At 35.9% G+C, this 13,473-nt stretch carries 18 protein-coding genes; 8 read left to right on the forward strand and 10 right to left on the reverse strand.

Features of this window, described 5'->3' with window-relative positions:
- Together B0I22_RS06345 and B0I22_RS06350 are read left to right on the forward strand one after the other, a co-directional pair.
- Positions 1-774, forward strand: coding sequence for a histidine kinase (locus B0I22_RS06345; protein ID WP_133943791.1), 774 nt, complete (start codon positions 1-3; stop codon positions 772-774).
- Positions 749-1,456: a LytR/AlgR family response regulator transcription factor gene (locus B0I22_RS06350; RefSeq protein ID WP_133943792.1), complete on the forward strand. Its 708-nt coding sequence runs from the start codon at positions 749-751 to the stop codon at positions 1,454-1,456. The genes B0I22_RS06345 and B0I22_RS06350 overlap by 26 nt, the downstream gene beginning before the upstream one ends.
- On the opposite strand, the gene B0I22_RS06355 is transcribed toward B0I22_RS06350, so the two are convergent.
- Together B0I22_RS06355 and B0I22_RS16110 are read right to left on the reverse strand one after the other, a co-directional pair.
- Positions 1,453-1,818, reverse strand: a complete 366-nt coding sequence (locus B0I22_RS06355; protein WP_133943793.1) for a type II toxin-antitoxin system VapC family toxin — start codon at positions 1,816-1,818, stop codon at positions 1,453-1,455. The genes B0I22_RS06350 and B0I22_RS06355 overlap by 4 nt on opposite strands.
- On the reverse strand, positions 1,808-1,975 hold the full coding sequence (locus B0I22_RS16110; protein ID WP_166668185.1) for a hypothetical protein: 168 nt from the start codon (positions 1,973-1,975) through the stop codon (positions 1,808-1,810). Before B0I22_RS16110 ends, B0I22_RS06355 begins: the two co-directional genes overlap by 11 nt.
- A gap of 231 nt (positions 1,976-2,206) precedes the next feature.
- Here B0I22_RS16110 and B0I22_RS06360 point away from each other — a divergent pair, with 231 nt between their 5' ends.
- Both B0I22_RS06360 and B0I22_RS06365 read left to right on the forward strand, forming a co-directional pair.
- Positions 2,207-4,486: a cation:proton antiporter gene (locus B0I22_RS06360; protein WP_133943794.1), complete on the forward strand. Its 2,280-nt coding sequence runs from the start codon at positions 2,207-2,209 to the stop codon at positions 4,484-4,486.
- A gap of 227 nt (positions 4,487-4,713) precedes the next feature.
- Complete coding sequence (locus tag B0I22_RS06365) at positions 4,714-5,559, forward strand: prephenate dehydrogenase (protein WP_133943795.1); 846 nt, start codon at positions 4,714-4,716, stop codon at positions 5,557-5,559.
- A 3-nt stretch (positions 5,560-5,562) separates the two neighbouring features.
- Here B0I22_RS06365 and B0I22_RS06370 read toward each other — a convergent pair whose 3' ends face one another.
- The 3 genes from B0I22_RS06370 to purE are packed head-to-tail and all read right to left on the reverse strand — an operon-like array spanning position 5,563 to position 6,580.
- Positions 5,563-5,874 (reverse strand): hypothetical protein, encoded by a 312-nt coding sequence (locus B0I22_RS06370; RefSeq protein ID WP_133943796.1) that lies wholly within the window; start codon positions 5,872-5,874, stop codon positions 5,563-5,565.
- Positions 5,875-5,884: 10 nt separating this feature from the next.
- Positions 5,885-6,067 (reverse strand): hypothetical protein, encoded by a 183-nt coding sequence (locus B0I22_RS06375; RefSeq protein WP_133943797.1) that lies wholly within the window; start codon positions 6,065-6,067, stop codon positions 5,885-5,887.
- A gap of 9 nt (positions 6,068-6,076) precedes the next feature.
- Entirely contained in the window at positions 6,077-6,580 is a 504-nt protein-coding gene (gene purE, locus B0I22_RS06380; RefSeq protein WP_133943798.1) for a 5-(carboxyamino)imidazole ribonucleotide mutase, read from the reverse strand.
- A 38-nt stretch (positions 6,581-6,618) separates the two neighbouring features.
- Between purE and B0I22_RS06385 the strand changes: the two genes are divergently transcribed.
- Both B0I22_RS06385 and B0I22_RS06390 read left to right on the forward strand, forming a co-directional pair.
- Positions 6,619-7,572 carry a DMT family transporter gene (locus B0I22_RS06385; protein WP_133943799.1) on the forward strand — a complete coding sequence of 318 codons (954 nt, stop codon included), beginning with the start codon at positions 6,619-6,621 and terminating at the stop codon, positions 7,570-7,572.
- A 77-nt stretch (positions 7,573-7,649) separates the two neighbouring features.
- Positions 7,650-8,150 (forward strand): hypothetical protein, encoded by a 501-nt coding sequence (locus B0I22_RS06390; protein ID WP_133943800.1) that lies wholly within the window; start codon positions 7,650-7,652, stop codon positions 8,148-8,150.
- A gap of 107 nt (positions 8,151-8,257) precedes the next feature.
- Here B0I22_RS06390 and B0I22_RS06395 read toward each other — a convergent pair whose 3' ends face one another.
- From B0I22_RS06395 to B0I22_RS06415, 5 genes are all read right to left on the reverse strand, one after another.
- On the reverse strand, positions 8,258-8,905 hold the full coding sequence (locus B0I22_RS06395; protein ID WP_133943801.1) for a hypothetical protein: 648 nt from the start codon (positions 8,903-8,905) through the stop codon (positions 8,258-8,260).
- Between the two features lie 24 nt (positions 8,906-8,929).
- A complete protein-coding gene (locus tag B0I22_RS06400) occupies positions 8,930-9,574 on the reverse strand; it encodes a hypothetical protein (RefSeq protein WP_133943802.1) in 645 nt (214 codons plus the stop codon).
- 8 nt (positions 9,575-9,582) lie between these two features.
- A complete protein-coding gene (locus tag B0I22_RS06405; protein WP_133943803.1) occupies positions 9,583-10,194 on the reverse strand; it encodes a hypothetical protein in 612 nt (203 codons plus the stop codon).
- A gap of 240 nt (positions 10,195-10,434) precedes the next feature.
- Positions 10,435-11,547, reverse strand: a complete 1,113-nt coding sequence (locus tag B0I22_RS06410) for a 5-(carboxyamino)imidazole ribonucleotide synthase (RefSeq protein ID WP_133943804.1) — start codon at positions 11,545-11,547, stop codon at positions 10,435-10,437.
- A gap of 135 nt (positions 11,548-11,682) precedes the next feature.
- Positions 11,683-12,051: a nuclear transport factor 2 family protein gene (locus B0I22_RS06415; RefSeq protein ID WP_246022153.1), complete on the reverse strand. Its 369-nt coding sequence runs from the start codon at positions 12,049-12,051 to the stop codon at positions 11,683-11,685.
- Positions 12,052-12,233: 182 nt separating this feature from the next.
- On the opposite strand from B0I22_RS06415, the gene B0I22_RS06420 reads away from it, so the two are divergent.
- Positions 12,234-13,064 carry a sulfite exporter TauE/SafE family protein gene (locus tag B0I22_RS06420; protein WP_133943805.1) on the forward strand — a complete coding sequence of 277 codons (831 nt, stop codon included), beginning with the start codon at positions 12,234-12,236 and terminating at the stop codon, positions 13,062-13,064.
- Positions 13,065-13,451 (forward strand): DUF1634 domain-containing protein, encoded by a 387-nt coding sequence (locus B0I22_RS06425; RefSeq protein WP_133943806.1) that lies wholly within the window; start codon positions 13,065-13,067, stop codon positions 13,449-13,451.
- The last annotated feature ends 22 nt before the right edge of the window (positions 13,452-13,473 follow it).

Genomic DNA, 13,473 nt, shown 5'->3' on the forward strand with positions numbered 1-13,473 from the left:
ATGAACGGCAGAAATTTGTTAATCCCAGATTACTTTCTTTTCGGAGGAATTTTTGCTCTTTTTCTTCTGATTGTTCTGTGTTTTTTTCTCTACGGTAAGTACAAATCCGCCAAGACCAAAAACAAAATACTGGAAGATAATTACAAATCTCTGGAGAACAAATTGGACAATGTGAGGCTGGATCATATCGAAACAAAACTCAATCCGCATCTTTTCAAAAACATTCTCAATTCGGTTCAGTCGCACGCGTATCAGACTTACATTTCTCTCGACAAATTAGCAAACATTCTGGATTACATCCTCTACGAGAGCAACAACAAATATGTAAGTCCCAAGGAAGAGCTGGATTTTACGATGAGTTTGATTGACATTAATAAAATCAAAATCAATCCACTTTTTGACCTTCGGATCAAAAGTAAAATCGATAAGGAAGATTCGATTTTTATGGAGAAAATTTTCGCACCTTTGATTACAGTTGATTTGATTGAAAACGCTTTCAAACACACTGATTTTCTGGCTCAGGATTCTTTCATTTCTATTCATTTGAATTTGGAAACTCGAATTTTTGAGATGAAAGTCAGCAACAAAATTTCCGCAAAAACACCGATGGAAAAAGAAAACAGCGGTTTCGGAAGCAGTTCTTTTGACCAAAGACTGAAGATGATTTACAAAGAACATTACAAACTGAGCAAAAGTATCAACAGTGATATTTACACCGCGCAGTTAAAAATTAATCTCGGCGATTTCTATGACAAAATGCGTTATACTAGATGACGAATTGCTTGCAATCAGCTACTTAAAACTACTTTGCGACGAGCTCAATGTAGAAGTGGTGAAAGCCTTCAACAATCCGAAGATTTTCTTACAGGAGATTGACAATATCGAATGTGATTTTTGCATCCTGGACATAGAAATGCCAGGAATGAACGGCCTTCAGGTAGCGGAATTGATCAAGAAAAAAATAATTTTCACCACGGCTTACAAAGAATATGCTGCGGAAGCCTTTGATCTAAATGTTGTGGACTATGTGCGAAAACCCATCAAAAAAGAACGTCTGCAACAAGCTTTTGAAAAAGTTGAAAAACTGCTGAGCGAGGAAGAGAAAAACACTTTTTTCGAATGGAATACCAATCTGGGTAAAAGCATCATTTTCGCAGATCAAATTGTTTACATCAAAACCTCTGAGATTGACAGCCGAGACAAAGATCTGGTTCTGAAAAACGATTCCGAGATTATTTTAAAGAATTTAAGTTTCAAACACTTATCAGAATTGTTACCAGAAAAAAACTTTGTTCAAATCAGCAAAAAAGAAATGGTAAACACAAAACACATCAAAGTCTTTTCGTCTTCAGAAATCATTCTGGATATCAAAGACTCTGCAGGAAACCCTTTAAAACTCAGTGTAAGTGAGGTTTTCCGGGATCAGGTTTCGGAAAAATTGCTGAGTAAAAATTAAATTTCAAAAAGTATCAAATCCAATTCTTCAATTTTGGAAAAGCCTTTGTCTGCAGTCACCAAAGGCAATCCGTAAACCAAGGATGTTGCAGCAATTATGGCATCAGGCAATTTTATACTGTAGCGTTTTCTCAAATCAATTGTTTTTTCTTTGATTTTGGAGTTCCATTCTATCAAGAAACAATCCTTAATCAATTCTTTTAATTTTGATTCTTGAGATTTGCTTATATTTTTAAAACCTAACAATTCTACTTCTGATATAAAAGAAATACCAAAGTTGTATTCCAAAAAGGGTGCAATCAATTCATTCCCTTCGTGGACGTAAATCAAAAAATTTGTATCAGCAATGAAATCAATCTTCATTTTCTCTGATTTCTATTTGATATTTTAATCCGTCAATATCTCTTTTCAATTTTCCAAAATGTTTTGTCAAGTTCCCTTTAGAAATGCTTTTTTTAAGTTTTTCTTTCAGAATTTTTGAAACATTTTTAGAATTTGACTTATTAATAGTTACTGTCATTTCCAATATTTTATATTCAAATTTACGAAAATATACAATTCAAAACCTTAACCTATTATTCAATTTTCAGTACAGAATTCCGCAGTTTCATTACATTTATTGAGTTGCGAGATTATTTTTATTCAAAAACTTCTCAAATTTACACTCAGAAAATCAGTAAAAATAAATTATTGATTGTGATATCGAAATCATATTCGATCCCACATAAGCTTAAATGAAATGAAATTTGATATGAAAAAGTACAGAAATATTATTTTTTACGTTCTTACAATTGCCTTTTTCTCTTGCGTGATGTATTGGTTTTTTGTAGAAGGAAAAACGCTAGAAATAGGCGAAAAAATAGCACCCAATGTTTCTACTGGAACCACAATGTGGGAAAACTTCACAGACTCTTTCTTAGGCAATCTCCACCATCCTTTGGCTCTGCTTTTGGCACAGATTGTTACCATTATTATCGTCGCAAAATTCTTCGGATGGATCTGCGTGAAACTGAAACAACCTTCCGTAATTGGTGAGATGATTGCAGGTATCGTCCTCGGTCCATCGCTTGTAGGATTGTATTTTCCAGAATTTTCCGCTTTTATGTTCCCAAAAGAATCGCTTCCAAACTTACAATTCCTAAGTCAGATTGGTTTGATTCTTTTCATGTACATCGTGGGAATGGAATTGGACCTCAGCGTCCTTAGAAAAAAAGCACACGATGCAGTGGTTATCAGCCACGCCAGTATTATTTTTCCCTTTGCATTGGGAGTTGGACTCTCTTATTTCATTTACAATGAATTTGCGCCAGACGGAATCCAGTTCAGTTCCTTTGCCTTGTTTATTGCCATTGCGATGAGTATCACAGCATTTCCCGTTTTGGCGAGAATTGTACAAGAACGGAATCTTCACAAAACCAAGATTGGAACTGTTGTCATCACTTGTGCTGCGGCAGATGACATCACGGCTTGGTGTATTTTGGCAGCCGTGATTGCTGTGGTAAAAGCTGGTTCTTTCTCAGGTTCTATTTTTGTCATTATAATGGCAATTGTTTATGTTTTCCTGATGATAAGAATCGTAAAACCGTTCCTAACCAGGATTGCAGAATCACAAAAGGGCAAAGGATTCATCAACAAATCTTTGGTTGCTGTTTTCTTTTTGATATTGATTATCTCTTCCTATTTGACAGAAGTGATCGGGATCCACGCACTTTTTGGGGCGTTTATGGCGGGAGCGATAATGCCTGAAAATGTAAAATTCAGAAATCTTTTCATAGAGAAAGTGGAAGATGTTGCTTTGGTTCTTTTGCTTCCATTATTCTTCGTATTCACGGGGCTTAGAACTCAGATTGGATTGTTGAATGACCCTTATCTGTGGAAAATTGGCGGATTAATCATTCTAACCGCGGTTATCGGAAAATTTGTAGGAAGTGCGCTCACAGCGAAGTTTCTGAAGATGAACTGGAAAGACAGTTTAACCATCGGAGCATTGATGAACACAAGAGGTTTGACGGAATTAATTGTCCTAAACATCGGTTACGACTTGGGAGTTCTCGGGCCTGAGTTGTTTGCGATGCTTGTCATTATGGCACTTTTCACCACTTTTATGACAGGTCCAAGTTTGGATATCATCAATTATTTCTTCAAAGGAAAAAAATCCAGTTTGGAGGAAGAAGATAACGCCAACGACGAAAAATACAAAGTTCTTTTGTCATTCGAAACGCCACAATCCGGAAGTACACTTTTAAAATTAGCCGATAACTTCACCCATAAAATGAACGGAAACAAAAGCGTAACAGCGATGAATATTGCTCCCCTAGATGAGCTACACGCTTTTGACATCGAAGATTATGAGAAAGAATTATTCGAAGATGTGATAGATACTTCTCGGGAACTAAAACTGGAGGTCACCACACTTTTCAAAGCGTCCACAGATATCGAAAATGACTTGATTAATATTACCAACAAAGGCAATTATGATTTGCTTTTGATAATGTTAGGCAAATCAATTTACGAAGGAACTTTACTTGGAAAACTGCTTGGTTTTACTACAAAAATCATCAATCCAAGTAAATTGTTGAACACCGTTACCGGAAAATCATATATCTTCAACAACTCGCCTTTCGATGATTTCACACTCAGTATTTTGGACAAAACCAATACGCCAGTGGGAATCATGGTGGACAAAAACTTCGAAAGTGCAGACAAAATCTTCATTCCAATTTTTGATCTCAACGATTTTTATTTGGTTGAATATGCAAAACGTTTAATTAATAATAATGATTCTCAAGTCATAATCTTGGACGCAGCTGGACAAATCCGAAAAAATACAGAAATCCGTGAGTTGATAAGAAACATCGAGCATATCGCACCCAATCACATCACACTTTACAATGAAAAAACGATTGAAAAAGATTTCTTGCAGTCTCAGGATTTGATGCTCATCAGCAGCAGAAGTTGGAAAAATTTGATTGACTCAAAAAGTCTTTGGCTGTCCGACATTCCTTCGACATTGATTGTTTCGAATCCATAATTTTTTTGAAATTTCGAAAATTAATTTCTATCTTCGTCTGGTGAAAACAACAAACAGAACATATTATTACGCAATTCAGACCTTCAAAAAGGATTAGGATTCGTATGTAGCAATATCAAAACCTCGTCCTATTGACGGGGTTTTTTGTTTTAAATTATTAATGAAAAAATATTGTAAATGAAACGCTTTGCGTTCCATCTGACATAATAAAAAATAAGTATTTACAGATGAAAATAGGAATTATTGGAACCGGATTGATTGGCGGCTCCATCGCATTGAAACTGAAAGAAAAAAACTTCACCAATTTCGTTTATGGAATCGACCAAAATGAAGAAAATCTAAACACAGCTCTCGAACTAAATATCATTGATGAAAAAGCAGATTTGGAAAGTGGCGTCAAGAATTCCGATTTGATTATCATTGCCATTCCCGTGGATTCGGCGAGGAAAGTTTTGCCTTCGGTTTTGGATTTAATTAATGAAAATCAAACCGTAATGGACGTTGGTTCTACAAAATCCGGAATCATAGAATCGATTAAAAATCATCCGAATAGAAAACGTTTCGTTGCATTCCATCCAATGTGGGGAACGGAAAACTCTGGTCCGAAATCCGCCACCAAAGACAGTTTTGCGGGAAAAGCAGCCGTGATTTGCAACCGAGAAGATTCAGATTCTGATGCTTTGGCAATTGTTGAAAAAGTGATTGAAAATCTGGAAATGCATCCAATTTATATGAATGCCGATTCGCACGACGTTCACACAGCTTACATTTCTCATATTTCTCATATTACTTCTTACGCTTTGGCGAATACGGTTTTGGAAAAGGAACGTGAGGAAGACACTATTTTTCAGTTGGCGAGTTCTGGTTTTTCCAGCACAGTTCGTTTGGCAAAATCGCATCCGGAAATGTGGGTTCCGATCTTCCGCCAAAACAAAGAAAATGTTTTAGACGTTTTGAATGAACATATTACGCAACTTAGAAAATTCAAATCTGCCTTGGAAAAGGAGAATTTTGAATATTTGGAAGAGTTGATTACAAATGCGAATAAGATTCGTGGGATTTTGGATAAGTAAAATCTAATCGAGAATCTTCTTCGTCTTTGGTTTAATTACAATTTCAGGACTAAGATTAGGAAAATATTTAAGCATCACTTCTTTCGACTTTCCAGAAGTGTCAATAAATTTCCAGTTCTTACCATCATCTTTTGAAATCCCAATCATCGTATAGCCACCAAGAATCTTTCCTTTGGGTGCTTTCATAAGAATTTCTTGTCGAATAGTTACTTGTGTCTCTTTTCCTACTTTAAAAAAGCTGGAAGGTTCTTTATATGTAATATCTAAAATACTAAAACCATCATTTTCCATTTTTTTTAATTGTACGGTTGTCATTTGAATCATTTTATCTTGACCCCCCAAACATTTTAATGACTTCTGGATGTGTGAAACCTAAAACCTCTTTATATTTTTTTTCAAGAGAATATTTTCTAAGTAACTGTAACTGATTGTTTAGATTTGCATTAGTTGTTTGGGAATATGATAAATTAAAAATTGTAATTAAAATTAATATGGCTACTTTTTTCATAAAATATTATCACTTATCAAATTCATTCGGATGCAATTTCTTGATCTCATCCACAGTTCCGAGAACTTTATCTTTCAATGAGTTTTGGTAAATTTCTAATTTTTGAGACACTTCGGAATCAGAAGTTCCAATAATCTTTGCAGCGAGAATTCCGGCATTTGTCGCACCATTCAAAGCAACTGTCGCAACGGGAATTCCGGATGGCATTTGCAAAATCGATAAAACAGAATCCCAACCATCGATGGAATTTGAAGATAAAATTGGAACGCCAATCACAGGTAAAGTGGTGCAACTGGCAACCATTCCTGGAAGATGTGCAGCACCGCCAGCTCCCGCGATAATGACTTTCAAACCTCTTTCCTTCGCAGTTTTAGCATAATCAAACATTCTCTCAGGCGTTCTGTGTGCAGACACTACTGTCAATTCGTAAGGGATTTGCAAAGTTTTTAGAAAATCTGCGGCTTGTTGCATTATTGGCAAATCGCTTTGGCTTCCCATTATTATTCCGACCATTTTTCAAATTTTTATTAGATGTTCAAAGATAAAGATTTATGCGCAAAACCGAAGTTTTTGAAATATCTTTGTCGCTTATATTTTCAGCTTTGAATTCCAGAACCATTATCGCTATCTGCATTGTCGCCATCGTTTGGGGGACTACTTTTCTTGGTATAAAAATCGGGGTAGAAACTGTACCTCCTTGGTTTGTGGCGGGACTTCGACAGTTCTTGGCATCCTTGATTCTTTTGCCTATTTTGCTTTTCAAAAAAGAATTGAGATGGATTGGCTGGAAAAATTTCAGAATCCAAATCACACTTTCTTCGCTAATGTTGATCGGCGCCAATGGACTGACAACGGTTGCAGAGAAAGAATTGACGAGCAGTTTGACTTCACTCATCAGCGCACTTTCTCCGGTTTTCATTTTCATTGCAAGTATGATTATCGGGATGGAAAAATTCACTTTCCGTACGATGATTGGGCTTTTGATGGGTTTTTCTGGCGTAATATTTATCTTCTGGGACGGCTTCAATGATTTGATGAATCCGGGATACAGAATGGGATTGTTGATTCTGATTATTGCATTGATGTGTTGGGGCTTGGGAACGATTTACACCAAAAAACTGAACCTCCAAAATCAAAATCTTTTTCTTAATTTGTTTTATCAGTTTGCTTTTGCAGGAATTGTACAATTGATTTTCGCATTCTCATTTTCAGATGCGATTGATGTTTCCACTTGGTCTGCGAAAAGTATTTCTGCGATCATCTATTTGGGAATATTTGGTTCTGTATTGGCGTTCTATGCTTATAATTATTTACTCAAAACATTACTTCCCACGCAGGTTTCGATTCTTTCTTATGTCAATACGATTATCAGTATTTTTCTAAGTTGGCTAATTTTGGGAGAAGAGATTTCCGAAAAATTTCTCATTGCAACTCTTTTGATTATAAGCGGCGTTTTTATCATTAATTACAAACCTGGAATGATAAAATTTCGCAGAAAGGAATAATAATTGATTGGTGAGTCAATTAATTTTTTAATTTTAATTTCAATTAAAAACATAAACAATAATTAATTTTTAAACCAATGAAAAAAATTTTGATCGTAGCTTCCGCAGCTACATTTCTATTCGCAACATCTTGCAAGAAAAATGAAACCACTGTAACGACAGACGGACAAGACACGCTAAGTGTCGTAGAAACTACAGAAACAACAACTTTGGCAAACGACGAGGCAAAAGCAAAAGTAGATAAAGCACAAGCAGATTTGGACGCCGCCATCCAGAAAGGAGATAAGGAAGCAGAAGCGGCTGCGAGACAAGCTTTAGCTGATGCAAATCTAGCTTGGGAGAAAACAAAAACGGCTGTGAATGATGTAGCGCAAGATGTAAAACAAGGCGTGGACAACACGGTTGACAAAGCAAAAGTAGCGACAGAAAATGCAAAGCAGGATATGAAAGAAACCGCGAAAGATACCAAAGAAGCGATTAACAAAGCCGGACAAGACGCAAAAGATGCGACGAAAAAAGCCACTGAAGACACCAAAGAAGCTTACAACAATACACTTGACAAATTGAAAGCTAAATAATTTCCAATCTAACGATACAAAGAAAGCAAGGTTTTGGACCTTGCTTTTTGTTTTTATACGATGCGTCTCACTATCGTCTAATGTGAAATAATTTCTCGGACTCAGTATCACATTTTTTCCGGTGGCGTTGCTGTTCCTTCTCCAGAAGTATTGGCATTCATATTATGGATGATTGTGGGATTCACCATTGTCAACATATCTCTTTTATAAACAATGATGTTAAGCCTGATCTCAATATTCTTTTGGGTTTGTTCTGCTGGAACGGTAAAAACACGATTGTGATTAGGCAAAAATGTGAGTCTCCAAGTTCCATTTTGCACAAAAGCTCTGGCAGAATACATTGGAATATTGTTGTTGTTTCCCGTGACATAAACATTCGAACTATCGCCTCCTCCACGGATGATGTAACCACCAATTGTCAGATAATAAGCAGAAGATGAAATTCCTGTGTCATAATTTGTAAGTCCCGAGAAATTAACTCTTGTAAAAGCGTAAGTCACACTATTAATAGCACTGTAACTCGCAGTTTCTGGAACATATCTTTTGAGAACATTGTTGCTGTTGTCTTTTACCATCAGATAAGAATTGATAGAAGATCCTAGATATACACCTGGATTTTCGAGATAAAGATTTTTAGAAAGTTTCATATTCCCATTGATATCCAAAGTCTCCACAGGATTTGATTTCCCTATGCCTACTTGTGAAAACGCAAGCCCAAAAAAAAGAATTGTAATGGCTGATATAATTTTGTTCATTGTAATTTTGTGTTTTGTTAAATATTAAATGCCACTTGGCGCAACTCCCGCATCACCAATGACGTCACCTCGTAGATTATAAGTCGTCACAGATTGATTCAAAACCTTGAAAAATCTTTTCGATAAGAGAATGACATCAAAATTGTAGGTGTAGCGACCACTGGTGTATTGTGTATTCAGGGTTGGATATCCGATATTAATTCTCCAAGTCCCATCCGACTCAAATGCGCGGATTACAAAATGACCTTTTACATCGCTGGTAGAATACACACCATTGTTGGGTTGAGAACTGTTTGTTGAGCTGGGAATAGCTTCAAAATTGGTAATGGCAACCATATATTTCTCAGAGGAAATCTGAAGATCAAGATTGTTCAAATCATCTCTATAAATATTATTAATAGAATATGGCTGGATAATAATTGGAGTGTAAAGCGTTTCAACTTTCATCACTTTCCCATTCACAACGCTGGATTGAGGATCTACGGCAATCACATCAAAACCATTTGGATTTGCAGTGTAAGTATTGGGATCTAAATAAACAGAAGTCCCAATGGCAACACTTCCGTTCACATCAAATTTTTCGGTAGGCGAAGTGGTTCTAATTCCCACATTTTGTGAGAAAAGAAATCCTGATACCATTGGCAAAAGGATATTAAAATAATTTTTCATCTGTGTTTTTATGGATTTAAAATAGGTGTAGTCTCTGTCCCGGAAGAAGTATTTCCAAGACTTTTGGTTCTTTCTCCAAAAATCTTAACATAGGTCTTCGGATAGATGGCGCAGACAAAAGTCCAGGTTCCATTGGTTTCAGAAGACATTCCGGAATAATCTGCATACAGATTCCAAAAGCCTCCGATATTCCGAACCCCGAAAGATGGCATTGCTAAGATTCCGGACGTTCCCAATGTAAGATCTCTGTCAAAATAGGCTGACAAAATCACGACTGCAAAGTCTGATGTATTGATTCTGGTATTGAACTGTTCTACCCAATCTCCGCCAACATTGGTAAGCTTGTAAGTCGCAATGGTTGCAATTCCCGGACTGCCGGAAACTCTCGGATCTATCTTTTTGATACTATTATCTGCAGTACTTTGGGTAAGGAGCAGATATCTGTCCTTCTCTTCCAGACCAATCTGATCTACAGTGCCTGCAATGATGTTGTTGGATTTGAAACTGCCATTGACATCAACGTCAGTTCTCGGAGTCGCGGTATTAATACCCATACCTACTTGTGCACTCGTGGTGATATAAAAAAATGCAGCAAGAGATAAATAAATTTTGTCTCTCATCAATTTGTGTTTGTGCAAAGGTATAGATTTTACAAACACAAATAATAAAACTTTGATATGTTTTACATAAAAACAAACTAACAATCAATTAGTTATGACAAAATAAGAATTATAATAATTCAACAATAAAATAATATTATTGAATAATACTTAAAATATTCTTTCAATAAGATAATATTTTAAAATAATAAATAATTTAATTTAAATTTTTAAAACATCAGAAATAGTACTAAAACTATTCTAATTCGTAATCACTTTCACCAAAGATTTAATGTAAACCAATTTTTCCATCAATTCCTCTCTAGAATCCGCCAAAACATTGATATGTCCCATTTTTCTACCAGGTTTTGTTTCGGTTTTTCCATAGAGATGAACGTAGGTTTTTGGTAATTTCAAGACTTCCTCCAAACCTTCGTATTTTACTTTTCCTGAGTGATTTTCTTCACCAACCAAATTCAACATTCCCGAAAATCCGAAAGCGTCTGTATCAGCCAAAGGTAGATTTGTCACCACTCTGTAAAATTGCTCGAACTGCGAATTGGCGTTGCCTTCTTGCGATTGATGTCCAGAATTATGAAGTCTTGGCGCAGTCTCATTGACCCAGATTTTTCCATTTTTATCAAGAAACAATTCGATGGCAAAAAGTCCAGCGGAATCTGCAGAATTGATAAATTGTTTCGCGATAATGTCAATCTGATTTTGAGTTTCCTCCGAAACATCAGCCGGACAAATATTAAAATCGAGAAGATTCAGTTTTGGGTCTGCAACCATTTCTGTCACAGGGAAAGTTTTGATTTCTCCGTTTTCGTTTTTAGCGACAATTACTGATAATTCCTTATCAATATCCACCAAATCTTCCAACACAGATTCCTGCGTCCAGAGATTTCTCCAATCTTGCGTTGTTCGGATGAGCTGAACGCCTTTTCCATCGTAACCGCCTGTATTTAGCTTTTGAACAAAAGGCAATTGGATTTTGATTTCTTCCTCACTTCCGTCCATAATTTCAAATTCTGGAGACGGAATTCTGTTTTCCTCATAGAATTTTTTCTGAAGAATTTTTTGCTGAATGATCTTAATGATATTTGAATTCGGAACCACTTTCACACCTAGATTTTCCAACTCTTCCAACGCATCTGCATTCACGTGTTCGATTTCAATCGTCACCACATCTTTGTCTCTTCCGAATTCCAAAACATCGTCATAATTATTAAAATCACCTCTCGTATAATGTGAAATATTTGCACAAGAACATTCTGGATTTGGATCTAGAACATAGAATTCATCATCATACTTCAATGCTTCCTGAATGAACATTCTACCAAGTTGTCCACCTCCTAAAATTCCGATTTTCATTTTCTTTCTTTTTTAGATTTTTAAAATCAAGAACCTAGATTCAAGATTTTTTGATTTATAAAATTTACTTTTTACAATTATCCTTTCGTCTAGTATCGATGATGTATTGGATTTTCCACTCGTTATTAGATTTTATCAATTGAAAAGAATTGACACCACAATGTGAGAATTTCCCTTGATAATAAAACTCATAAGGCGTCCAGACCGAAGCCAGATTCCATCAATCAAAATATTCGAAAATGTGATTTTCTCTTCCAAACTTCCTTTTTCCGCTTTGGAAATACTCACAGCAAAATCTTTGATATTTTCACTTTTGACTTCTCCATTTTTCGTGATGGTCTGCAAAATGGCACTTTTCGAAAAAGCCTTGGAAATCTTACTGGAATCCGACGTTTTCATCCCATCAAACAAACCATTAATTGAAGCTTTGATCAATGCCTCTTCCGAAGTCTGCGAAAAACCCAAAATAGGGAGAAGACTCAATAATAAAATTCCGATTTTCATCTGTCAATATTTAATTACAAAAATAGAGATTTTTCGCGGGTGTTATTGTTTTAAATTTGGATAAAATTAAATCTAAACTTGCTCATTTCCTATAAGTTTGGTAGAAATTATAGGAATCAAAAACATTCAAATTTCTTTATTTTAAAGGACTAAATTCCTGTTAAAGGTTCTATATTTGCGATATGTCAGAAATCATAATTCTTTTCATTGGCGCAATCGCAGCTGGATTGATGGGCTCTCTCACCGGCTTGGGTGGTGGCGTGATTATCATTCCTTTGCTCACCTTAGGTTTTGGTGTTCCAATGCATTACGCCATTGGCGCATCGCTCGTTTCAGTGATTGGAACGTCGTCTGGCGCCGCTGTAGCTTTTGTGAAAGAAGGTTTTACCAATATGAGAATTGGGATGTTTTTAGAAATCGCAACCACAACGGGCGCCGTTTTCGGAGCTCTAGTCTCAGGATTTCTAAATCCGAATACAATCGGGATTATTTTTGCGAGTATTTTAATTCTCACCGTTTTATTAAATCTTAAAGGAAAACCAGACCATCAAGAAGAGTTAATCAAAGGAAGCCTTGCCGATAAACTCAAGCTCTATGGTACTTTTCCGGACAAAGACGGCATCAAACATTATGCTTCCCGAAATACGATTCCAGGATTTCTGATGATGATTTTTGCAGGTGCAATGTCTGGACTTTTGGGAATCGGTTCCGGCGCTTTGAAGGTTTTGGCGATGGATAATATGATGAAATTACCTTTCAAAGTTTCGACCACAACAAGTAACTTTATGATTGGTGTGACAGCTGTTGCAGGTGCATTGATTTATTTCCAAAGAGGACAAATTATTCCTGTGATTGCCGCGCCAGTTTTGATTGGTGTGGTTGTAGGAAGTTTCATCGGTTCCAAAACTTTGATGATTTCTAAAACAAAAAAACTGAAAGTATTTTTCGCAATCGTAATCACGATTCTTTCAATTTATATGATGTACAACGGTGTCAATAAAAATTTCCATTAAATGAGAACAAGACCTTTTACTGATGTTGACCTCAATCGTTCCGTTGGAAATCTATTGAGATTAGGCGTTATCCTTTCCGTGGTGACTTCTCTCATCGGCTTTATCAAACTTTTTACGGAAGGTTTTAAAATGCCAAGAAAATACAGACTTTTGGATATGGGAACGACCTCAGAAAAAGTCTGGGGAAGTTTTTGGGATTCACTTTGCAAAGGTGAAGGAATGGCAATCATCCAATTGGGAATTTTACTTTTAATTTTAACGCCATTAGTAAGAATTATCTTTGCCTTAATCGGCTATCTGAAGGAGAAAGATTATACTTATGTCATAATTTCATTAATTGTTTTAGCCATTATGACCGTGAGTTTTCTGACAGGTTACGCACATTAGTTATAAATGATAATTGATGAAT

The sequence above is a fragment of the Epilithonimonas xixisoli genome, assembly GCF_004365655.1.
Taxonomy (GTDB): Bacteria; Bacteroidota; Bacteroidia; order Flavobacteriales; family Weeksellaceae; genus Epilithonimonas; species Epilithonimonas xixisoli.

What these genes read in the sequence shown, in the direction of transcription:
- B0I22_RS06345 (WP_133943791.1), top strand. Translation starts at nt 1, where the DNA reads ATGAACGGCAGAAATTTGTTAATCCCAGATTACTTTCTTTTCGGAGGA.
- B0I22_RS06350 (WP_133943792.1), top strand. Translation starts at nt 749, where the DNA reads ATGACAAAATGCGTTATACTAGATGACGAATTGCTTGCAATCAGCTAC.
- B0I22_RS06355 (WP_133943793.1), bottom strand. Translation starts at nt 1,818, where the DNA reads ATGAAGATTGATTTCATTGCTGATACAAATTTTTTGATTTACGTCCAC.
- B0I22_RS16110 (WP_166668185.1), bottom strand. Translation starts at nt 1,975, where the DNA reads ATGACAGTAACTATTAATAAGTCAAATTCTAAAAATGTTTCAAAAATT.
- B0I22_RS06360 (WP_133943794.1), top strand. Translation starts at nt 2,207, where the DNA reads ATGAAAAAGTACAGAAATATTATTTTTTACGTTCTTACAATTGCCTTT.
- B0I22_RS06365 (WP_133943795.1), top strand. Translation starts at nt 4,714, where the DNA reads ATGAAAATAGGAATTATTGGAACCGGATTGATTGGCGGCTCCATCGCA.
- B0I22_RS06370 (WP_133943796.1), bottom strand. Translation starts at nt 5,874, where the DNA reads ATGACAACCGTACAATTAAAAAAAATGGAAAATGATGGTTTTAGTATT.
- B0I22_RS06375 (WP_133943797.1), bottom strand. Translation starts at nt 6,067, where the DNA reads ATGAAAAAAGTAGCCATATTAATTTTAATTACAATTTTTAATTTATCA.
- purE (WP_133943798.1), bottom strand. Translation starts at nt 6,580, where the DNA reads ATGGTCGGAATAATAATGGGAAGCCAAAGCGATTTGCCAATAATGCAA.
- B0I22_RS06385 (WP_133943799.1), top strand. Translation starts at nt 6,619, where the DNA reads ATGCGCAAAACCGAAGTTTTTGAAATATCTTTGTCGCTTATATTTTCA.
- B0I22_RS06390 (WP_133943800.1), top strand. Translation starts at nt 7,650, where the DNA reads ATGAAAAAAATTTTGATCGTAGCTTCCGCAGCTACATTTCTATTCGCA.
- B0I22_RS06395 (WP_133943801.1), bottom strand. Translation starts at nt 8,905, where the DNA reads ATGAACAAAATTATATCAGCCATTACAATTCTTTTTTTTGGGCTTGCG.
- B0I22_RS06400 (WP_133943802.1), bottom strand. Translation starts at nt 9,574, where the DNA reads ATGAAAAATTATTTTAATATCCTTTTGCCAATGGTATCAGGATTTCTT.
- B0I22_RS06405 (WP_133943803.1), bottom strand. Translation starts at nt 10,194, where the DNA reads ATGAGAGACAAAATTTATTTATCTCTTGCTGCATTTTTTTATATCACC.
- B0I22_RS06410 (WP_133943804.1), bottom strand. Translation starts at nt 11,547, where the DNA reads ATGAAAATCGGAATTTTAGGAGGTGGACAACTTGGTAGAATGTTCATT.
- B0I22_RS06415 (WP_246022153.1), bottom strand. Translation starts at nt 12,051, where the DNA reads ATGAAAATCGGAATTTTATTATTGAGTCTTCTCCCTATTTTGGGTTTT.
- B0I22_RS06420 (WP_133943805.1), top strand. Translation starts at nt 12,234, where the DNA reads ATGTCAGAAATCATAATTCTTTTCATTGGCGCAATCGCAGCTGGATTG.
- B0I22_RS06425 (WP_133943806.1), top strand. Translation starts at nt 13,065, where the DNA reads ATGAGAACAAGACCTTTTACTGATGTTGACCTCAATCGTTCCGTTGGA.